The following is a 20,475-nucleotide window of genomic DNA, read 5'->3' as shown; positions in this document are numbered from 1 at the left end:
CGAGACGCCTGCTGCTGGGGGCCGCCGGGGCGGGCGGGGCCGGGGCCGGCCGCAACCGGGCGGGCCCGGGCCCGCCGGACCGGGGCCCCGCCTACGGAGTGATCGCGAACTCGCGGAGGACGGCCTCCGCGAGCCCCGCGTCCCCCTCCACCTTGATCCGCTCCGCCGCCGCCTCCGGATGCACCCGGCCGCACGCCAGCCGGGCGTACGTCTCCCAGTCCATCCCGAACGTGACCGTGGGGCCCAGCGACACACTGCTGTCGATCTTCCCCCGCCCCTGGGCGTCGACCCGCACGGTCCGCAGGAACTCCAGCGGGCCGTGCACGTCGAAGACGACCGCGGACCCCGGCGGCGCGCCCGCGTCCTTGGCCACGACCTTCGGCAGGGCGCCCAGCAGGAAGTCCCGGCAGATGACGGCCGCGGGCGAGTCGAGGTTGCCCGGCATGCCCAGGGCGCGGCGCAGGTCCTGCTCGTGCGTCCACACGTCGAAGGCCCGGACCACCAGGGCCCGTTCGAGGGGCTGTTCGTTGCCGGAGCCCAGCGGCCAGCGGATCGCCGTCTGCGGCCCCCGCGAGTCGTTGCGCAGCTGCCGGGAGCGGCGGATGACGACGAGCTCCAGCTCGGAGGTCATCTCCAGGGCCGTGTGGCAGCGCCGCACGTCGACCTGCACCTCGTTGTAGCGGGAGAACTCGTCGGTGACGTGGAAGAGGTCGCGCGGCAGCGTGTGCATCGGCCGCGGCTCGCCCAGCATCTCGGTCTCCACGCCGATGACGTGCGAGACGACGTCGCGCACCGACCACCCCGGGCACTCGGTGGCCCGGTTCCAGTCGCTCTCGGCCAGCGGTTTGACCAGGTCGTTGATCGCTTCGATGGAGTGGGTCCAGGCGTCGATGGCCGGCTGAAGATTCGGGTGGACGGTCACGTGATCCCTCGGGCGTGCTGGGCAGCGGGTGCGGGGCAAGTGCTGTCTGGGTGCTCTGCAGTTAAGTTACGCTGCGCACGGGCGACCCGGCAGAGGTTTCGTGTGCTGAGAGTGGTGGGTACCGTGCGCGCTTCCCTGATTCAGATAAACGTCGATCCGCAGGAGCCGGCCGCCGAGCGGCGCGCCCGCGCCGCCGCGCTGGTCCGCGAGCAGGCCGGGAGCGACCTGGTCGTCCTGCCGGAGCTGTGGCCCGTCGGGGCGTTCGCCTTCGAGTCGTTCGCGTCCGCGGCGGAGCCGCTGGACGGCCCGACGGCCCGCGTGATGTCCTCCGCGGCGCGCGAGGCGGGCGTCTGGCTCCACGCCGGATCCATCGTCGAGCAGGCCCCGGGCGGGGCGCTGTGCAACACCTCCCTCGTTTTTTCTCCCTCCGGCGAACTCGTCCGCACCTACCGGAAGATCCACCGCTTCGGCTTCGACAAGGGCGAGGCCGTCCTGATGTCCGCCGGCACGGAGCCCGTCACCGTCGCCCTGCCGGACCTCACGCTCGGCCTGGCCACCTGCTACGACCTGCGCTTCCCGGAGCTGTTCCGGGCCCTGCTCGACGCGGGGGCGCAGGCCTTCGTCGTCCCGGCCGGCTGGCCCGCGAAGCGGCGCGACCACTGGACGCTGCTGGCCCGCGCCCGGGCGGTCGAGAACCTGTCCTACGTCCTCGCGTGCGGCACGGCGGGCACCCACGCGGGCGTCGAGCAGGCCGGCCACAGCGTCGTCTTCGACCCCTGGGGCGAGGTCGTCGCGGAGGCGGGCCCGGGCGAGGAGGTCCTCACCGTCGACCTGGACCCGGCGCGGGTCGCGAAGGTCCGCGAGGAGTTCCCGGCGCTGAAGGACCGCGTCCTCGGGCGGTGACCGCCCGCTCCTGCCGCCATGGAGGCCTGCCGCCGTCGAGCCTGCCGCCCGGTTCACCGGGCGGCGGCGGACGGCCGGTTCACCAGGCGACCGGCAGCGTTTCGGGCCCCCGGATGAGCGCCGCGGGCTGCCACGTGATGTCGCCGGGGGGCACGGCCAGCCGCAGCCCCGGGAAGCGGCTCAGCAGGCTCGTCAGGATGATCCCGGACTCGAGCCGGGCCAGCATCGAGGCCAGGCAGAAGTGCGGCCCGTGGCCGAAGGAGAGGTGCGGGACGCGCGGCCGGTCGACGTCGAGCTCGTGGGGACGCTCGAAGACGCCCGGGTCGCGGTTGGCCGTGAGGTAGGAGGCGTACACCGCCTCGCCCTTGGCGATGACCACGCCGCCCACCGCCACGTCCTCGGTGGCGATGCGGGCGATGCCCACCCCGCGGCGGTGCGGGATCCAGCGCAGCAGCTCCTCCAGGGCCTGCGGCATGAGCGCCGGGTCGTCGCGCAGCCTGGCCATCAGGTGGGGCTGCAGAAGCAGGGCGTAGACCATGTTGGCGCTGTTGTTGCGGACGGCGTGGGCGGCGCTGATCTGGATGAGGACCCCCAGCGCGACGGCCTCGGCCTCGGTGAGCTCGCCGCGGGAGACCGCCTGCGCCAGGTCGCCCGCCAGATCCTCGCGCGGGGCCGTGCGCCGGCTCTCCAGCAGTGCGGCGAAGTAGGCCCGCACCGCGCTCTTGGCCGCCTCGCTCTCCTCACGCGTGTGCGCCGCCGTCAGCAGCATGCTGGTCCAGTGCGCCATGCGCGGCCGGTCCGCGACGGGCACTCCCATGATGTCGCTGATGACCGCGAGCGGCAGCGGGCCGTGCAGGTGGGCCACCAGATCGGCGGGGCTCCCCTTCTCCTCCATGGCGTCGAGGAGCTCATCGGCCGTGCGCCGCACCTGCGGCCGCAGCCGCTCCAGGGCCTGGGCGGAGAAGGCCCGCGCGACGGCCTTGCGCAGCTGGGCGTGGCGGGGCGGGTCGGCGAATCCGACGGCCTCGTCCTGCGGGACGGTGTGCGGGGAGAGGCGGGTGACGGAACGCCCCAGCAGCGCCCTGCGGCTGAACCTGGCGTCCGACGTCACCAGCTTCACGTCCTCGTAACGCGTCACCAGCCAGGCGTGTCCTTCGCCGTAGGGCAGGCGGATGCGGGCGATCGGCTCGTGGTGCAGGAGGTGCGTCAGGAAGGGGTCGAAGTCCAGGGCGGGGAGGTCGTCGACTGCCCAGTCGTGAATCCGGGGCGGTACGGGGCCGGAGTCCATGGGCCCTCACCTCGTGCTCTCTGCGGTGCGTGCTCCGCAGCCGTGGCGGATGGTCCTCCTCAGGCTTCCCCCGGTCCGTGACCCGTATGTGCCGTTTCTGCTCATGCGGCAGATGTCCAGGGGATCTCCGTGTCCTTTCCGCGGACGCGGGAATGCTCCGTGAGGCCGATGCTGTTGGATGGGTGTATGGCCCCACGAGCACGCGTCCGCGCCCCCGAACTGATCGGCAAGGGCGGCTGGCTGAACACCGGCAACACCGACCTCTCCCTCGCCGACCTGCGAGGACGCATCGTCATCCTGGACTTCTGGACGTTCTGCTGCGTGAACTGCCTGCACGTCCTGGACGAGCTGCGCGAGCTGGAGGAGAAGCACCGCGACACCGTGGTGATCATCGGCGTGCACTCGCCGAAGTTCGTCCACGAGGCCGAGCACCAGGCCGTGGTCGACGCCGTCGAGCGCTACGAGGTCCACCACCCCGTCCTGGACGACCCCGAGCTCGCCACGTGGAAGCAGTACGCCGTGCGCGCCTGGCCCACGCTCGTCGTGATCGACCCCGAGGGCTACGTCGTCGCCCAGCACGCGGGCGAGGGGCACGCGCACGCCCTGGAGAAGCTCGTGGAGGAGCTGGAGGCCGAGCACGCGGCCAAGGGGACGCTGCGCCGCGGCGACGGCCCGTACGTCGCCCCCGAGCCCGTCGCCACCGACCTGCGCTTCCCCGGCAAGGCCGTCGTGCTGCCCGGCGGCGGCTTCCTCGTCTCCGACTCCACGCGCCACCAGCTGGTCGAGCTGGCCGCCGACGGCGAGAGCGTCGTCCGCCGCATCGGCAGCGGCGAGCGAGGCTTCGGCGCCGGCTCCTTCAGCGAGCCGCAGGGCCTCGCGCTCCTGCCCGGCGGGCGCACGGTCGTCGTCGCCGACACCGTCAACCACGCGCTGCGCACCTACGACCTGGAGACGGGCGCCGTCGAGACCATCGCCGGCACCGGGCGCCAGTGGATGCAGGGGCAGCCCACCTCCGGGCCCGCCCGCGAGGTCTCCCTCTCCTCCCCCTGGGACGTCGCCTGGTTCGCGGACCGGCTGTGGATCGCCATGGCCGGCGTGCACCAGCTGTGGACGTACGACCCGCAGAGCGGCACCGTCGAGGTCGCCGCGGGCACGACCAACGAGGGGCTCGTGGACGGCCCCGCCCGCGAGGCCTGGTTCGCCCAGCCGTCCGGGCTCGCCACCGGCGGGGACCGGCTGTGGGTCGCCGACTCCGAGACGTCCGCGCTCCGGTACGTCGAGCGCGACGGCGACGGCTTCGCCGTCCGCACCGCCGTCGGCACCGGCCTCTTCGACTTCGGCCACCGCGACGGCGATGCCGCACAGGCGCTCTTCCAGCACCCGCTCGGCGTCACCGCCCTGCCCGACGGCTCCGTGGCCGTCTCCGACACCTACAACCACGCGCTGCGCCGCTACGACCCCGCCACCGGCGAGGTCACCACCCTCGCCACCGACCTGCGCGAGCCCTCCGCCGCCGTCCTCGCGGGCGACGACATCGTCGTGGTGGAATCCGCCCGGCACCGGCTGACCCGGCTGCGCCTGCCCGAGGAGGCCGTACGGGTCGAGTCCGTGGCCCACCGCACGCAGCGGGCCGCCACGGACGTCGCCCCCGGGCGGCTGCGGCTGGACGTCGTCTTCCAGGCCCCGGCCGGCCAGAAGCTCGACACGCGCTACGGGCCCTCCACGCGCCTGCTCGTCAGCTCCACGCCGCCCGAGCTCCTCGCGGAGGGCTCCGGCCAGGGCACGGACCTCGGCCGGGACCTGGTGCTGGGGGATTCCGTGACGGAAGGCGTGCTGCACGTCTCGGCGATGGCGGCGTCCTGCGACGACGACCCGGAGAACGAGTACCCGGCCTGCCACATGCACCAGCAGGACTGGGGCGTCCCGGTGCGGATCACCGAGGGCGGCGCGGACCGCCTGCCGCTGGTGCTGGCGGGCCTGGACGGCTGACGGCCGTCCCGCGGGGCGGGGGATCACCGCGTGAAGCGGTGGTCCTCGTCGACCTCGACGACAGGCGCGGCCGGGCGCGGCGGCTGCGTGTGGCGGCGCTTGTAGATGCTCACGTACGCGCACGTGCCGATGATCCCCACCGCCATCAGGATGAGGCCCACCAGGGGGACGTTCATCCCGTCGACGCGCCAGTCCACCGCGAAGGTGAGGACCGCCCCGATCCCGATCAGACCGATGCACCATCCCATGCCCATGACTGAAGCCTCCGAATCGATTGGCCGTTCCGGTGCCGGCACGCATGCGCCTACCCCGCACCGGAAGGGACAATCGGCCCGGACCGTCAGCCCTTGAGCGCGGCGGCCTCGCCGTCCACCCAGTACGTGGCGCGGGCCTGGTCGTCGACGTGCAGGGAACCGCCCGGCAGGGCGGGCGCCGCCGGGTCGCCCTGCAGCGGGTCGCCACCCGCCGTCTGGAAGGTCACCGTCAGCTTCTTGACGTCCCGTCCGGGACCGCCCGAGCCGTCCGCCGCCGTGGGCGTGACGCCCGCGTACGCCGCCTTGCCGGGCGCGACCTTCACCGGCGCCTTCGGCTTGGTCTCCTCGCCGACGCCCGCCGTCGCCTGGTCCTGGTCGAAGCGCAGGAACGGGAAACCGTAGGCGGTGCACGGCTTGGCGCCGGTGTTCGTCGCCACCAGCAGCAGACGGCCGGCCTTCGCCGTGCGGGCCTCGACCTTCAGGTCACCGGCTCCGCAGGCGTCGCCCTTGTCCTGCTTCTCCTGCGGTGTGTCGTCCGCAGCGGGCTGCTCCTCGGCGGCGGGCTCCGACGGGCTCGCCGCCGTCCTGCCGCCGGCTTTCCCGTCCGTCGTGCCGTCGCCGCCACCGCCGCCGCACGCCGTGAGGGCGAAGGCGGCGGCGCAGGTCAGCGCCGCGCCCGCGAGGCGCAGCGCCCGTCCGTGCCGCATGGGACTCAGCCTTCCAGGAACGCCGTCAGCGCCGCGGCCAGCAGGAACGGGTCGTCCGCGCCGCACAGCTCCCGCGCCGAGTGCATCGACAGGCAGGCCACGCCGATGTCGACGGTGGCGATGCCGTGCCGGGCCGCGGTGATGGGGCCGATGGTGGTGCCGCACGGCATGGAGTTGTTGGAGACGAAGTGCTGCCAGGGCACGCCCGCCCGCTCGCAGGCGGCGGCGAAGACGGCCCGGCCGCTGCCGTCGGTGGCGTAGCGCTGGTTGACGTTCACCTTCAGGATGGGGCCGCCGTTGGGCACCGGGTGGTGGCCGGGCTCGTGACGCTCGGAGTAGTTGGGGTGGACGGCGTGGCCGGTGTCGGAGGAGAGGCAGATCGTGCCGGCGAAGGCGCGGGCCCTGTCCTCGTACGTCCCGCCGCGGGCGAAGACGGATCGTTCCAGCACGTTTCCGAGCAGCGGGCCCTCGGCGCCGGTGTCGGACTGGCTGCCGTTCTCCTCGTGGTCGAACGCGGCCAGCACCGGGATGCAGGGCAGCCCCTCGGAGCCGACGGCGGCGATCAGCGCGGCCGTACCGGCGTGCACCGACAGGAGGTTGTCCATGCGCGGGCCGGCGAGGAGCTCCTGGTCGCGGCCGAGGTAGGCCGGCGGCTCGACGCTGTGGACCATCAGGTCCCAGCCGGTGACCTCCGAGGCGTCCAGCCCCGCCTCCTGCGCGACGAAGCGGATCAGATCGCCCTCGCGCGGCTCGCCCAGGCCCCAGACCGGGGTCATGTGGCGCTGCTTGTCGAGCTTGAGGCCGTCCTGGTTGACGCCGCGGTCGAGGTGGATGGCCAGCTGCGGCACGCGCAGCAGCGGGCGGTCGACGTTGACGAGCCGGTGGCTGCCGTCCCGCAGGGTCACCCGGCCGGAGAGGCCGAGGTCCCGGTCCAGCCAGGTGTTGAGCAGCGTGCCGCCGTAGAGCTCGACGGCGACCTGCCGCCAGCCGTGCGCACCGGTGTCCGGCAGCGGCTTGACGCGCAGGTTGGGGGAGTCGGTGTGCGCACCGACGATCCGGAAGGGGGTGGCGGGCGTCGCGCCCTCCGGCACGTACCAGGCGATGATCGCGCCGCCGCGCGTCACGTACTTGCCGCCGGTCGTGCCGTCCCACGCGTCGGTCTCGGCGACCTGCCGGAAGCCCGCCTTCTCCAGCCGCTCCGCGGTGTTGGCCACCGCGTGGTACGGGGAGGGACTGGCGGCGAGGAAGGTCATCAGGTCGTCGGTGTGGCCGCGGTCGAAGCGGTGCGCAGAGCTCATGCGACTCAGGATAGAGATCGGGGCAAGAGCCGGGCGGGGGTTTCCCGCCCGGCTCTTGCCCCGGTGGTGCGCAAGGTCCTCGGGAGCCTTAGAAGGCCGCCTCGTCCAGCTCCATCAGCGAGTTGTCGACGGCCTCGGCGAGACCGCGCTCGACGGAGACGCGCGGCAGGATGTCGGACGCGAAGAACTTCGCCGCCGCGATCTTGCCGGTGTAGAACGCCTTGTCCTTCGCGGACGCGCCGGCGAGCTTCTCGGCGGCCACGGCCGCGCCCTTGAGCAGCAGGTAGGCGATGACGACGTCACCGGAGGCCAGCAGCAGGCGGGTGGTGTTGAGGCCGACCTTGTAGATGTTCTTGACGTCCTCGCCGGTGGCGGTGAGGTCGGTGATCATCTTGCCGACGATCGCCTCCAGGTCCACCGCGGCGTTGGCGAGCGCACCGCGGGCGCCGGCCAGGTCCTCGCCGCCGGCCTCGGAGGCCAGGAACTTCTTGATCTCCTCGGAGAGGGTGTTCAGGGCCTGGCCCTGGTCGCGGACGATCTTCCGGAAGAAGAAGTCCTGGCCCTGGATGGCCGTGGTGCCCTCGTAGAGGGTGTCGATCTTGGAGTCCCGGATGTACTGCTCGATCGGGTACTCCTGCAGGTAGCCGGAGCCGCCGAAGGTCTGCAGGGACTGCGCGAGCTGCTCGTAGGACTTCTCGGAGCCGTAGCCCTTGACGATCGGCAGGAGCAGGTCGTTGAGGCCGTGCAGCGCCTTGGCGTCCTCGCCCGCGGCCTCCTTGACCATGATCTCGTCCTGGACCGAGGCGGTGTAGAGGACGAGGGCGCGCATGCCCTCCGCGTACGCCTTCTGCGTCATCAGCGAGCGGCGCACGTCGGGGTGGTGGGTGATGGTGACCTTGGGCGCGGTCTTGTCCATGAAGTTCGCCAGGTCCGGGCCCTGCACGCGCTCCTTGGCGTACTCCAGCGCGTTGAGGTAGCCGGTGGAGAGGGTGGCGATGGCCTTCGTGCCGACCATCATCCGGGCGAACTCGATGATCATGAACATCTGGCGGATGCCGTCGTGCTTCTCGCCGATGAGCCAGCCCTTGGCGGGGTGCTTGTCGCCGAAGGTCATCTCGCACGTGTTGGAGGCCTTCAGGCCCATCTTGTGCTCGACGTTGGTGGCGTAGACGCCGTTGCGCTCGCCCAGCTCGCCGGTCTCGAAGTCGAACTCGTACTTCGGCACGAGGAAGAGGGACAGACCCTTGGTGCCGGGGCCGGCGCCCTCGGGGCGGGCGAGGACGTAGTGGAGGATGTTCTCCGCCATGTCGTGCTCACCCGAGGTGATGAAGCGCTTCACGCCCTCGATGTGCCAGGAGCCGTCCTCCTGCTGCACGGCCTTGGTGCGGCCGGCGCCCACGTCCGAGCCGGCGTCGGGCTCGGTCAGCACCATGGTGGAGCCCCACTGCTTCTCCACCGCGATCTTCGCGATGTGCTTCTGCTGCTCGGTGCCCTCCTCGAAGAGGATGCCGGCGAAGGCCGGGCCCGAGGAGTACATCCAGACGGCCGGGTTGGAGCCCAGGATGGACTCGGCGTAGGCCCAGATCAGCGAGCGCGGCGCGGTGGTGCCGCCGATCTCCTCCGGGATGCCGAGGCGCCACCACTCGGCGTCCATGTACGCCTGGTAGCTCTTCTTGAAGGTGTCCGGAACCGGAGCGGTGTTGGTCTCGGGGTCGAAGACCGGGGGGTTGCGGTCGGCGTCCGCGAAGGAGTCGGCCAGCTCGTTCTCCGAGAGGCGGGTGATCTCCGACAGGATGTCCTTGGCGGTCTCGACGTCCATCTCCGCGAACGGGCCGGAGCCGTACAGCTTGTCGCGGCCGAGAACCTCGAAGAGGTTGAACTCGATGTCGCGGAGATTGGACTTGTAGTGGCCCATGACAACGGCTCCGTAGTGACTGGGAGGACGAACCCTCAAATACGTACCGGGCAGTAATCTGCATGATGCTACCCACCGGTAATAAGACGCAACCCCTGTTCGACCGACTGTGACCCTTTACGCTTTGGCGCATGTACGGCTACGACCAGAACGCGGGCACGCAGGGTTACGCGCCGCCACCGCCGCCGCAGCAGCCCGGCGGTCCCGGTGTCTACGGCGAACAGCCGCTCTACCCGGAGCCGTCCCCTCCGTCGCTTGCCGACGCGGTGCGCGCCTTCACCACGGGGTCGATGTCCGCGGAGGACTTCCAGACCGTCTTCTCCACGTCGAAGGTCTACTGCCCGCGCGGCGACAACCCCGGCTTCCTCGCCCTGCACAACACCCAGCAGCCGGTGATCCCGATGTTCACCTCGCTCAAGGAGCTGCGGCGGTACGCGGGCAAGGAGTCGAAGTACTTCGTCATCACGGGCGCGGAGGTGATCGACCTCCTGCCGACGGGCTACGGCTTCGTGCTGGACATGGAGGGCGACCACCGGATGGTGTTCGACGCCAAGGCCGTCGAGCAGATGGTGGACTTCACGATGCGGCGGCTCTACGGCTGACGCCGCCGGGATCAGCCCGTCGCGCGCCGGTAGAGGGACTCGGCCTCGTCGCCGAAGTACGAGCTGTACGACGTCTCCTCGTCGCCGCCCTCCTCATGGCCCCCCACGACCCCGTTGACCGTGCCCAGCCCGGTCGCGGGGTCGACGTCCGTCAGGAACGGGCCGCCGCTGGTGCCGTTGGGCAGGTCCGCGCAGTCGAAGCGGAGCTGGGTGGGGCTGTGGGCCCGCGTGCGGTTCTGGCAGGAGACCGGGCGCTCCTCGCCCACGGGGTAGCCGATGACGCGTGCGGGGCGGCCCGTCGCCGGCCGGAAGCGTATGCGCTCCGCGCCGGTGACCTGCTCCAGCGGCGTGCCGTCGCCGCCGGGCCGGCGCATCCGCAGGAACGCCACGTCGTGGTCCGGGTCGTGATCGGCCGCCCACTCCGGGTCGATGTCCACGGACGTCGGCACCCACACGCCGTACGGGGCCACGCCGTCGCGGTAGCCCGGGACGAAGGCGATGTCGGTGCGGAAGCCGTCCTGGTGGACGCAGTGCGCGGCGGTGACGATCAGATCGCCCTTGGGGCTCTGGACGACGCTCGCGCTGCAGCCGTGCGCGGGTGCGCCCTGGCCCGTGTAGAACAGCGGCCCGACGGCGGCCGAGGCCGGGGCCTCCGTGGCGCGCAGGGGCTCGGAGACGGGGAGCGGGTCGGTCTTGCCGCTGCCCGCTGCCTTCAGGGGCGCCGTGCCGTTCTCGGTGCGGACGGCCGACCGCATCGCCTCCGCGGTCTCGTCGCCCTGCGCCGTGGTCGGGGCGAAGTGGCCGGAGGCGTCGCCGTCGGCCACGGGGGAGTCCGTCGCGAGGCCGTGGTCGGCCGCGACGACGCCGAGGCCGGCCACGGCCAGCACCGCGGCGACGAGGGCGGTGACGGCGGCCGGGCGGGGGCCGGTGGCGTTCTGGCGCATTGATCCAGTGTCCATGATCCGGGGCGGGGGGCGTCGCGGGGAATGCGGAGGACCTTGCAGGTTGTTCATCCTTCAACTAAATTGAACGGTGAACGAACCGAGGAGGTCGTCATGCCCGCAGTGACTGTCGAGAACCCGTTGACCCTGCCCCGCGTCTCCGCCCCGGCGGGCGCTGCGCGGCGGCCGGTGCTGTACGTCGGCACGGCTCCGGCGGGCTTCGAGGGCGAGGGATTCCCCGTGCGCAGGGCCTTCGCGGGGATCAACTACAAGTACCTCGACCCGTTCATCATGATGGACCAGATGGGCGAGGTGGACTACGCGGCCGGCGAGCCCAAGGGGACGCCCTGGCACCCGCACCGCGGCTTCGAGACGGTGACGTACATCATCGACGGCACCTTCATCCACCGGGACTCCCACGGTGGCGGCGGCGTCATCACGGACGGCGACACGCAGTGGATGACGGCCGGCTCCGGCCTGCTGCACATCGAGACGCCGCCGGAGGAGCTCGTCACCAGCGGCGGGCTCTTCCACGGGCTGCAGCTGTGGGTCAACCTGCCGCGGGAGGACAAGATGCTGCCGCCGAAGTACCAGGACATCCGCGGCGGCAGCGTCCGGCTCCTGGCCTCCGAGGACGGCGGGGCGCTGCTCCGGCTGATCGCCGGTGACGTGGCCGGCCACAGCGGTCCCGGGGCGACCCACACGCCGATCACGATGATCCACGCCTCGGTGAACCCGGGCGCCGAGGTGACCATCCCCTGGCGCGCGGACTTCAACGCCCTCGCCTACGGCCTGGCGGGCCACGGCTTCGCCGGCGCCGGCCGTCCCTTCCGGGAAGGGCAGACGGTCGTCTTCGGCGACGGCGAATCGCTGACCATCCGGGCCGACGCGAAGCAGGAGTCGCGGACCGAGAACTTCGAGGTCGTCCTGCTCGGCGGGCTGCCGATCCGCGAACCGATGCAGCACTACGGCCCGTTCGTCATGAACACCCACGCCGAACTGGCCCAGGCCTTCGACGACTACCAGGCGGGCCGCCTGGGCGTGATCCCGGCCGGCTAGCCGGCCGCGAGGGGGGCCTCCGCCGTCTCCTTCTCGTACAGCTCGAACCAGATGTTCTTGCCCTCGCCGCGGGGGTCCACCCCCCACGCCCCGGCCAGGATTTCCATCAGGACCAGGCCGCGGCCCGAGGAGGCCATTTCGCCGGGGTGGCGCCGGTGCGGAAGTTCGTCGCTGCTGTCCGAGACGTCGACGCGGACGCACCGCGCGCCCCGCTCGCCGTTGATCCGTGCGATGAGCACCGCGTCCCCGTCCGTGTGGACGAGGACGTTGGTGACCATCTCCGAGACCATGAGGACGGCGGAGTCGACCTGGTCCCCGTCCGGCCAGTCGTGCATCAGGTCGCGCACCTGCTGCCGCGCCTCCGCGATCCGTTCCGGTTCGGCCTGGGCGATGGTGAGGACGGTGCGCCGCACGGGCCGCGGGAGGGCCGCGGGCCCGGCGCCGTCGGGGCCGGTGGCGCGGGCGAGGAGCAGGACGGCGATGTCGTCCTCGCGCCGGTCCAGGAGCGGCCCGGTGGTGTAGTGGGAGGACGGGCCGTGGACGGCCTGGACGAGGGCGTCCGCGAGCGCCTCCAGGTCGCTGCCGTCGGCTCCGGCTCCGGCGCCGCCGCCGTCGAGGTCGAGCGGCCGGCTCTCGATGACCGAGCGGAGCCGCTCCCACCCGCTGTCCAGGTCGTGGCCGCCGGTCTCGATCAGCCCGTCCGTGCAGACGATCATCGTCTCGCCGGGTTCGAGGACGAGCCGCGTCGTGGGGTAGTCGGTGTCGGGGTCGATGCCGAGCGGCAGTCCGCCCGCGGTGTGGCGTACGAGCATCGTGCCGTCGCCGAGCCGGATGGCCGGGTTGGGGTGGCCGGCCCGTGCGATGGCGAGCCGCCCGCTCTCGGGGTCGACCTCGATGTACAGGCAGGTGGCGAAGCGCGGCTCGGCCTCGTCGCCCTCGGTCTCGCTGGCGTTGATCCCGGCGAGGAAGTGGGAGGCCCGGGAGAGCACCGCGTCGGGGTGGTGCCCTTCGGAGGCGTACGCGCGCAGGGCGATCCGGAGCTGGCCCATGAGCCCGGCGGCGCGTACGTCGTGGCCCTGGACGTCGCCGATGACCAGCGCGATCCGGCCGAGGGGGAGCGGGATCATGTCGTACCAGTCGCCGCCGACCTCCAGCCCGCCGCCGGTGGGCACGTAGCGCGCGGCGACGGCCATGCCGGGGATGTCCTGCTGGAGCGTGGGCATCATGGACCGCTGCAGGCCGACGGTCAGTTCGCGCTCGGACTCGTGCACGCTGGCCCGGCTCAGGGCCTGCGCGAGCATCCGGGCGACCGTCGTGAGCACGGACCGCTCGTCGGGCGTGAAGGACACCGGCACGCTGAAGCCGGCCATCCACGCCCCGATGATCTGGCCCGCGTTGATCAGCGGCAGGAACGCCCACGACTGCCGCCCGAAGTGGGCGACGTCCTCCCAGGCGCCCGGGAAGCGGCGCTGGTAGTCCTCGGGCGCCGGCAGGTAGATGGCCCGGCCGGTGCGGATGACCTCGGCGGCGGGGTAGGCCGCGTCCATGGGCAGGTCCAGAAACGGTTCCGCGGCTCCCGGCGCGTACCCGTGGTGCCCGATCACGCGGACCCGGTTGCCCTGCCCGCTGAAGACGGCGAGCCCGGACGGCTCGAAGCCGGGCATCGACAGCCCCGCCGCCACCCGCAGCACCTCGGCGGTGGAGCGGGCCTCCGCAAGCGCCCGCCCGGCGTCCAGCAGGAAGGCCTCGCGGTTGCGCCGCCAGTCGCCCGTGACGGCCGTGCGCGCCGATGACGTCCCCGGCTCCGGCTCCGGCACCTCCTGCAACGTCCCGACCAGGACGAAGTCCATCCGCCCGTCGACCGCGGACCGCAGCTGCGGTCGGGTCCGGCTGCGCACCGTCCGCAGGATCCGCCCCTGCTCGTCCACCACGCGCAGCCGCGCCTCGGCGAGGGTGCCCTCGGCCACGGCCAGGCTGACGATGCCCATGATCTCCACCCAGTCCACGGCGTGGAAGCGGGCCCTGACGGCCGATTCCGGCAGCTCCGTACGGGTGGCGGGGAGTCCCAGCAGCCGGGCGGCCTCGGCGTCGAAGGTGGCCATGCGCGTGGCCTCGTCCCAGTGCCACAGGCCGGTCGCGGTGGCGGCCAGTACGTCCTCGGTGCGCATTGCCCCACTTTATGCAGGTCTACGCAATGGGTACCACCGAAGGTACGGTGGGCGGATCTTCACAAGCGCGCAGTACCCTTGCTCCCGTGTTGTATGCACGCCAGCCCTGCGCCCCGGGTACGCGCCCCGTGCCATGGGCGGGCTGGCCCACGCCCTCGATCACGACTTGGATGAACGATGCATCGGTACCGGTCCCACACCTGCGGCGAGCTCCGTGCGGCTGACGTCGACACCGACGTGCGACTGAGTGGCTGGCTGCACAATCGGCGCGACCTGGGCGGCATCCTCTTCATCGACCTCCGCGACCACCACGGCCTGGTGCAGCTCGTGGCCCGTCCCGGCACCCCCGCCAACGAGGCCCTGAGCCACCTGACCAAGGAGACCGTCGTCCGCATCGACGGCAAGGTCGTCAGCCGCGGTGCCGACAACATCAACCCCGAGCTCCCCACCGGCGAGATCGAGGTCGAGGTCTCCGCCGTCGAGGTCCTGGGCGCCGCCGAGCCGCTGCCCTTCACCATCAACGCCGAGGACGGGGTCAACGAGGAGCGCCGCCTCGAGTACCGCTTCCTCGACCTGCGCCGCGAGCGCATGCACAGCAACATCATGCTGCGCTCCGCCGTCATCGCCTCCATCCGCGAGAAGATGACGAACCTCGGCTTCAACGAGATGGCGACCCCGATCCTGTCCGCCACCTCCCCCGAGGGCGCGCGCGACTTCCTGGTGCCGTCCCGTCTGCACGCCGGCAAGTTCTACGCCCTGCCGCAGGCGCCGCAGCAGTTCAAGCAGCTGCTGATGATCGCCGGCTTCGACCGCTACTTCCAGATCGCGCCCTGCTTCCGCGACGAGGACGCCCGCGCCGACCGCTCGCCGGGCGAGTTCTACCAGCTCGACGTGGAGATGTCCTTCGTCGAGCAGGAGGACGTCTTCCAGGTCATCGAGAAGGTCATGACCGACCTCTTCGAGGAGTTCGGCAACGGCCGCCACGTCACCTCCCCCTTCCCGCGGATCCCCTTCCGCGAGGCCATGCTCAAGTACGGCTCCGACAAGCCGGACCTGCGCGCCAAGCTGGAGCTCGTCGACGTCTCCGACGTCTTCGAGGGCTCGGAGTTCAAGGCCTTCGCCGGCAAGCACGTCCGTGCGCTGGCCGTCCCGGCCACCGGCGACCAGCCCCGCAAGTTCTTCGACGGCCTCGGCGAGTACGCGGTCGAGCAGGGCGCGAAGGGCCTGGCCTGGGTCCGCGTCGGTGAGGGGAACGCCCTCACCGGCCCGATCGCCAAGTTCCTCACCGAGGAGAACGTCAAGGCCCTCGCCGAGCGCCTCGGCCTGGAGCCCGGCCACGCGATCTTCTTCGGCGCGGGCGAGTTCGACGAGGTCTCCAAGATCATGGGCGCCGTGCGCGTCGAGGCCGCCAAGCGCGCCGGCCAGTTCGAGGAGAACGTCTTCCGCTTCTGCTGGATCGTCGACTTCCCGATGTTCGAGAAGAACGAGGACACCGGCCAGATCGAGTTCTCGCACAACCCGTTCTCCATGCCGCAGGGCGGCCTGGAGGCGCTGAACACGATGGACCCGCTGGACATCCTCGCCTGGCAGTACGACATCGTCTGCAACGGCACCGAGCTGTCCTCCGGCGCCATCCGCAACCACGAGCCCGACGTCATGTACAAGGCGTTCGAGATCGCCGGTTACAGCAAGGAAGAGGTCGAGAAGGAGTTCGGCGGCATGCTGCGCGCCTTCAAGTTCGGCGCCCCGCCGCACGGCGGCATCGCCCCGGGCGTCGACCGCATCGTGATGCTCCTGGCCGACGAGCCGAACATCCGCGAGACCATCGCCTTCCCGCTCAACGGCAACGCGCAGGACCTGCTGATGGGCGCCCCGAGCGAGGTCGACGAGGCCCGCCTGAAGGAGCTCCACCTGTCGATCCGCAAGCCGGTCGTCAAGTAGTACGCACCTGAGCGTCCTCGTACGTTCCGTACGTGCTGAGCCCCCGTGCCGATCCCGGCGCGGGGGCTCACGCGTGCCGTCAGTGGCCCGTCTCCCCGTCGGTCCGCTCGCGCAGCAGATCCGCGTGGCCGTTGTGGCGCGCGTACTCCTCGATCATGTGCAGGTAGATCCAGCGCAGGGAGACCTCCTGCCCCCGCACCGTCCCCACCGCGTCCAGCGACAGCGGCGCGCACGCCGACCGGGACCGCGCGATCTGCTCCTGCCACACCGCCACGGCTCTCGCGAGACTCGCGTCCGGCGCCACGGCGAAGCCCGCGTGGGGCTCGTCCAGGTCCTCGGCGGTCGTCGCCTCGCCACCCGCTCCCGGCCCGTGGAGCCACGGCACCGCCTCGCGCTGGAGCACTCTGCGGAACCACTGCCGCTCCACCTCGCCCATGTGCTGCACGAGGCCCAGCAGGCTCAGCGCGGACGGCGGTGCCGCCGGCTCCCGCGCTTGCTCGTCGGTCAGCCCGGACACCTTGCGCGCGAGGGTGGCGCGCTGGAAGTCCAGCCAACTCTCCAGTGTGGTGCGCTCATCGGCCTTCAGGGGTGGGATGGCCCGCTCTGTCGTCACCATGACCGCAGTGTCACATGAGCGCGGTCACCATGGGCAGCTTCGGGCAGCATCCCGCAGCGCTGTGCACGGCCCGCGACAACTGCCGCCGCGTGATCGCCGGCCGCCACAGCACGGACTGCACACCGTACTCCGCGACGGCCATCAGCTCGCTCTCCCCCAGCTCGTCCGCGACCAGCACCACCGGCGCCTCGCCCGTCCGCGTCAGCCGCCGCAGGGTCGCCGCCGCGGCCGGGTCGTCGGCCCCCATGAGGACGAAGTCGACGGCCGCGACCCCTTCTCCCTCGGCTCGCCGCACCACCCGCACCTCGGGCAGCAGGGCCCGCACCTCCCGGGCGAACCGGGCCCGCGCCAGCTCGTCGGTGGCGTGCACGCTGATGGTGATCGGCTTCTTGAACACTGCTCTTCCTCGTCTTCCCGGCTTCCCCCGTGCATGTGGCTCCCAGCCTGCCGAGCCGGCCTCAACGGACGATTGCCGTTCCATCAACGGCACGCGCGCCCGCAGGCGTGCAGGCACGCGCGGAGGGCCCGGAACCTCCTCGGTTCCGGGCCCTCCGCGGCTGGTCTGCGGGGTGACTAGGCCGCCGGCTCCTCGCCGCCGCCGAAGCGCTCGCGGTAGGCCGCCAGGTCGTCCTCGGTGATCTTCGCGAAGAGCACCGGCGGGACGCTGAACGCGGTACCGGCCGGGACGAGCGACAGCGAGCGGGCCTCGTCCGCCGTCACCCACGTCCGCGTGTCGTCCTCCAGGTCGAACGCGAAGCGCAGGGCCGACGCCGACTGCGGGATGAACGGCTCCGAGATCACCGCGTACAGGTGGATCAGGTTCATCGCCGTGCGCAGCGTCAGCGCCGCCGCCTCCGGGTCGGTCTTGATCTCCAGCCAGGGGGCCTTCGTCTCCAGGTACGAGTTGCCCGCGCTCCACAGCGCGCGCAGGGCCTGGGAGGCCTTGCGGAACTGCATGGCCTCCATGTGCTCCTCGTACTCCTGGAGCAGCTGGGCGATCTCGCGGCCCAGGTTCGTCTCGGCCTCGCCCGCCTCGGAGCCGGCCGGAACGGTGTCCCCGAAGCGCTTCTTGGAGAAGGACAGGACGCGGTTGACGAAGTTGCCCAGGACGTCGGCGAGGTCCTTGTTCACGGTGGCCGAGAACAGCTCCCACGTGAACGACGTGTCGTCCGACTCGGGGGCGTTCGCCATCATGAAGTAGCGCCAGTAGTCGGCGGGCAGCAGCTCCAGCGCGTCGTGCGTGAACACGCCGCGCTTCTGCGACGTGGAGAACTTGCCGCCGTAGTAGTTGAGCCAGTTGAAGGCCTTGACGTAGTCGACCTTCTTCCACGGCTCGCGGACGCCGAGCTGCGTGGCCGGGAACATCACCGTGTGGAAGGGGACGTTGTCCTTGCCCATGAACTGGGTGTAGCGGACGTCCGTCGCCTCGTACCACCAGGACTTCCAGTCCCGGTTCTCCGGGTCCTGGGCCGCCCACTCCTTCGTCGCGCCGATGTACTCGATCGGCGCGTCGAACCAGACGTAGAAGACCTTGCCCTCGGCCGCCAGCTCCGGCCACGTGTCCGCCGGGACCGGCACGCCCCAGTCCAGGTCACGCGTGATGGCCCGGTCGTTCAGCCCCTCGGTCAGCCACTTGCGGGCGATCGAGGACGCCAGCACCGGCCAGTCCTTGCCGTGCTCGTCGATCCACGCCTCGACCTCGCCCTGCAGGGCGGACTGGAGGAGGAAGAGGTGCTTGGTCTCCCGGACCTCCAGCTCGCTGCTGCCGCTGATCGCCGAGCGGGCGTCGATCAGGTCCGTCGGGTCCAGGACGCGCGTGCAGTTCTCGCACTGGTCACCGCGGGCCTTGTCGTAACCGCAGTGCGGGCACGTGCCCACGATGTAGCGGTCGGGCAGGAAGCGGCCGTCCGCCAGGCTGTACACCTGACGGATCGCCCGCTCCTCGATGAACCCGTTCGCCTGCAGCTGCCGCGCGAAGTGCTGCGTGATCTCGCGGTTCTCCGGCGACGAGCTGCGGCCGAAGTAGTCGAAGGACAGCGCGAAGCCGTCGTAGATCGCCTTCTGCGCGTCGTGCTGCTGGGCGCAGAACTCCGCGACCGGCAGGCCGAGCTCCTTCGCGCCCAGCTCCGCCGGGGTGCCGTGCTCGTCCGTGGCACAGATGAACAGCGTCTCGCGACCGGTCTGGCGGAGGTACCTCGCGTACACGTCCGCCGGGAGCATGGACCCCACCATGTTGCCCAGGTGCTTGATCCCGTTGATATACGGAAGGGCGCTGGTGATGAGGTGTCGAGCCATTTCGGCTGCTCCCTGGTCGCGGGTGTATATGGAGGCCTTTAGCGTATCCGAGCGACCGGGTACGACCGCGCGCCGTTTCTTCAGGCCATCCAGGCCCGCCACGGCCGGGTGATCACCTCCCGGTACGTGTGGTGGGAGGGTTCCGCCCGGCGTGCCGGAAGGTCCATGCCTGGGCGTCGGCCGGGTCCTCGCCCGGCACGGACCGCTCCTCGCAGACGGCGCACTGCATCGCGTACGTGACGGGCTCGGCGTCGGGCTCCCGGTCGGGAGTGAGCGTCCAGGTACCGAAGCGGTAGACGCTGCGCGGTGGATTTTCATTACTCACGGCATATAGATGCCCAGGGGGGCGTAGCGTGACGGGTCACGAGATGGCTACGGCCGGTGATGTGCGGAATCTCTGGCCAGAGGGTATGCCGTCTGTAACAGGGGAGGGTGTACGGGCATGGGCGAGGTTTTCCTTCCGGGCAACCATCGGTATCTGGGCAACCAGTTCATGATGTGGCGGCAGGAGGCGGGGATGTCGCGCGAGGAGGTGGCTGAGGCGGTCGGCTATTCCTCGGAAATGGTCCGCTCCGTGGAACAGGGGAGGCGGGCGTGCCCGCCGAGGATGGCGGAGATCGCGGATGAGCTGTTCGGCGCGCGGGGGAAGTTGAAAGCGGGGCTTTCTTACCTGACGCGGGAGAAGTTCCCCGAGCGGTCGAAAGAGTTCTTCGCATTCGAGGCAGAGGCCGTTGTGCTGTGGTCGTACCAGACCATGCTGATCCCTGGGCTTCTGCAGACCGAGGAGTACGCGCGGGCGCTGCTCAGCGGCGGACGTCCGCTGCTGGACGAGAAGGCCGTGGAGGAGCGGGTCGCGACCCGGCTCGATCGTCAGCAGCTGCTCACCCGCGCTCGCCCGGTGGACTTCAGCTTTGTCATCCACGAAGCCGCGCTGCGGACGCCGATGGGCGGCCGCGAGGCGCATAAGCGGCAGCTCATGCGATTGCTGGAGGTTTCTCATCTGCGGCACGTCTGCCTGCAGGTGCTCCCGTTCGACAGGGTCGTGCCTGACGCGCTGAATGGGCCTATGGTGCTGTTGGAGACCCAACATGGCCATCGCTATTTCCTGACGGAAGGCCAAGAGCTGAGTCACTTTTCCTCCGAGGAAGTCGGCACTCTGTCGCAGCGATATGGAGCGATCCGCGCACAGGCCCTGCCTTCGGAGGAATCCAGGAGTTTCCTCGAACGAATGGTGGACGAGCTATGAGTGCTGAGCAAGTGTGGATCAAGTCCAGCTACAGCGACGCTCAGGGTAGCGAGTGTGTTGAGGTGGCAATCGCGTGGCATAAGTCCAGCTATAGCGATGGAGACGGTAGTGAGTGTGTCGAGATATCCCCAGGGGCGGACGCGGTCCGTATAAGGGACTCCAAGAGAAGGCGCGGGCCCCAGGTAAGCGTGCGCACCGGTGCCTGGACCGGCTTCCTTACGTACATCGCGGCGGCGTAAACGTACTGACCCGGGCTCGGATCCGTGGTTCGGGTGCGGGTCAGAACAGGCTGGCAGCAGGGGGAGGGGTGGGGGGCTCGGGTTCGGAGCGT

The 20,475-nt window shown here is 71.1% G+C and carries 18 protein-coding genes and 1 pseudogene; 7 read left to right on the top strand and 12 right to left on the bottom strand.

Annotation, left to right across the window (positions count from 1 at the left end; all coding sequences use genetic code 11):
* Positions 1–91: 91 nt before the first annotated feature.
* On the bottom strand, positions 92–922 hold the full coding sequence (locus tag ACSNOG_RS24895) for a maleylpyruvate isomerase family mycothiol-dependent enzyme (protein WP_436754941.1): 831 nt from the start codon (positions 920–922) through the stop codon (positions 92–94).
* Positions 923–1,045: 123 nt separating this feature from the next.
* Here ACSNOG_RS24895 and ACSNOG_RS24890 point away from each other — a divergent pair, with 123 nt between their 5' ends.
* Positions 1,046–1,825, top strand: coding sequence for a carbon-nitrogen family hydrolase (locus ACSNOG_RS24890; protein ID WP_436754940.1), 780 nt, complete (start codon positions 1,046–1,048; stop codon positions 1,823–1,825).
* A 79-nt stretch (positions 1,826–1,904) separates the two neighbouring features.
* Here ACSNOG_RS24890 and ACSNOG_RS24885 read toward each other — a convergent pair whose 3' ends face one another.
* The gene (locus ACSNOG_RS24885; protein ID WP_436754939.1) at positions 1,905–3,113 is read right to left on the bottom strand and encodes a cytochrome P450; all 1,209 of its coding nucleotides are present in this window, start codon (positions 3,111–3,113) and stop codon (positions 1,905–1,907) included.
* Between the two features lie 186 nt (positions 3,114–3,299).
* Between ACSNOG_RS24885 and ACSNOG_RS24880 the strand changes: the two genes are divergently transcribed.
* On the top strand, positions 3,300–5,102 hold the full coding sequence (locus ACSNOG_RS24880; RefSeq protein ID WP_436754938.1) for an NHL domain-containing thioredoxin family protein: 1,803 nt from the start codon (positions 3,300–3,302) through the stop codon (positions 5,100–5,102).
* Between the two features lie 23 nt (positions 5,103–5,125).
* Here the strand turns inward: ACSNOG_RS24880 and ACSNOG_RS24875 are convergent, their stop codons facing one another.
* The 4 genes from ACSNOG_RS24875 to ACSNOG_RS24860 all read right to left on the bottom strand — a co-directional run bounded on the left by ACSNOG_RS24875 (position 5,126) and on the right by ACSNOG_RS24860 (position 9,276).
* Positions 5,126–5,356, bottom strand: coding sequence for a hypothetical protein (locus ACSNOG_RS24875; RefSeq protein ID WP_436754937.1), 231 nt, complete (start codon positions 5,354–5,356; stop codon positions 5,126–5,128).
* 86 nt (positions 5,357–5,442) lie between these two features.
* On the bottom strand, positions 5,443–6,063 hold the full coding sequence (locus ACSNOG_RS24870; protein WP_436754936.1) for a DUF4232 domain-containing protein: 621 nt from the start codon (positions 6,061–6,063) through the stop codon (positions 5,443–5,445).
* Positions 6,064–6,068: 5 nt separating this feature from the next.
* Complete coding sequence (locus tag ACSNOG_RS24865; protein ID WP_436754935.1) at positions 6,069–7,361, bottom strand: M18 family aminopeptidase; 1,293 nt, start codon at positions 7,359–7,361, stop codon at positions 6,069–6,071.
* Between the two features lie 88 nt (positions 7,362–7,449).
* Positions 7,450–9,276, bottom strand: coding sequence for an acyl-CoA dehydrogenase (locus ACSNOG_RS24860; RefSeq protein ID WP_436754934.1), 1,827 nt, complete (start codon positions 9,274–9,276; stop codon positions 7,450–7,452).
* A 131-nt stretch (positions 9,277–9,407) separates the two neighbouring features.
* On the opposite strand from ACSNOG_RS24860, the gene ACSNOG_RS24855 reads away from it, so the two are divergent.
* Complete coding sequence (locus ACSNOG_RS24855) at positions 9,408–9,878, top strand: SseB family protein (protein ID WP_436754933.1); 471 nt, start codon at positions 9,408–9,410, stop codon at positions 9,876–9,878.
* 11 nt (positions 9,879–9,889) lie between these two features.
* Here the strand turns inward: ACSNOG_RS24855 and ACSNOG_RS24850 are convergent, their stop codons facing one another.
* Positions 9,890–10,822, bottom strand: a complete 933-nt coding sequence (locus tag ACSNOG_RS24850) for a trypsin-like serine peptidase (RefSeq protein WP_436754932.1) — start codon at positions 10,820–10,822, stop codon at positions 9,890–9,892.
* 111 nt (positions 10,823–10,933) lie between these two features.
* On the opposite strand from ACSNOG_RS24850, the gene ACSNOG_RS24845 reads away from it, so the two are divergent.
* The gene (locus ACSNOG_RS24845) at positions 10,934–11,878 is read left to right on the top strand and encodes a pirin family protein (protein WP_436754931.1); all 945 of its coding nucleotides are present in this window, start codon (positions 10,934–10,936) and stop codon (positions 11,876–11,878) included.
* Here the strand turns inward: ACSNOG_RS24845 and ACSNOG_RS24840 are convergent.
* Positions 11,875–14,046 (bottom strand): ATP-binding SpoIIE family protein phosphatase, encoded by a 2,172-nt coding sequence (locus tag ACSNOG_RS24840; RefSeq protein ID WP_436754930.1) that lies wholly within the window; start codon positions 14,044–14,046, stop codon positions 11,875–11,877. The genes ACSNOG_RS24845 and ACSNOG_RS24840 overlap by 4 nt on opposite strands.
* 177 nt (positions 14,047–14,223) lie before the next feature.
* On the opposite strand from ACSNOG_RS24840, the gene aspS reads away from it, so the two are divergent.
* A complete protein-coding gene (aspS, locus tag ACSNOG_RS24835) occupies positions 14,224–15,987 on the top strand; it encodes an aspartate--tRNA ligase (RefSeq protein WP_436754929.1) in 1,764 nt (587 codons plus the stop codon).
* Between the two features lie 79 nt (positions 15,988–16,066).
* Here the strand turns inward: aspS and ACSNOG_RS24830 are convergent, their stop codons facing one another.
* The 4 genes and pseudogenes from ACSNOG_RS24830 to ACSNOG_RS24815 form a co-directional block, all read right to left on the bottom strand.
* Positions 16,067–16,603 carry a DinB family protein gene (locus ACSNOG_RS24830; protein WP_436754928.1) on the bottom strand — a complete coding sequence of 179 codons (537 nt, stop codon included), beginning with the start codon at positions 16,601–16,603 and terminating at the stop codon, positions 16,067–16,069.
* Positions 16,604–16,613: 10 nt separating this feature from the next.
* Entirely contained in the window at positions 16,614–17,000 is a 387-nt protein-coding gene (locus tag ACSNOG_RS24825) for a DNA-binding response regulator (RefSeq protein WP_436754927.1), read from the bottom strand.
* Positions 17,001–17,176: 176 nt separating this feature from the next.
* The gene (gene metG / locus ACSNOG_RS24820; RefSeq protein ID WP_436754926.1) at positions 17,177–18,898 is read right to left on the bottom strand and encodes a methionine--tRNA ligase; all 1,722 of its coding nucleotides are present in this window, start codon (positions 18,896–18,898) and stop codon (positions 17,177–17,179) included.
* A gap of 80 nt (positions 18,899–18,978) precedes the next feature.
* Positions 18,979–19,223, bottom strand: a pseudogene (locus tag ACSNOG_RS24815) (DUF7848 domain-containing protein).
* Positions 19,224–19,340: 117 nt separating this feature from the next.
* On the opposite strand from ACSNOG_RS24815, the gene ACSNOG_RS24810 reads away from it, so the two are divergent.
* Both ACSNOG_RS24810 and ACSNOG_RS24805 read left to right on the top strand, forming a co-directional pair.
* Entirely contained in the window at positions 19,341–20,144 is an 804-nt protein-coding gene (locus ACSNOG_RS24810; protein ID WP_436754925.1) for a helix-turn-helix domain-containing protein, read from the top strand.
* On the top strand, positions 20,141–20,383 hold the full coding sequence (locus ACSNOG_RS24805; protein WP_436754924.1) for a DUF397 domain-containing protein: 243 nt from the start codon (positions 20,141–20,143) through the stop codon (positions 20,381–20,383). Before ACSNOG_RS24810 ends, ACSNOG_RS24805 begins: the two co-directional genes overlap by 4 nt.
* Positions 20,384–20,475 lie beyond the last annotated feature (92 nt).

Source organism: Streptomyces sp. URMC 124, assembly GCF_051386455.1.
Lineage (GTDB): Bacteria > Actinomycetota > Actinomycetes > Streptomycetales > Streptomycetaceae > Streptomyces.
Note: the sequence above shows the minus strand (reverse complement) of the source record. Positions and strands in the feature narration are given on the sequence as shown.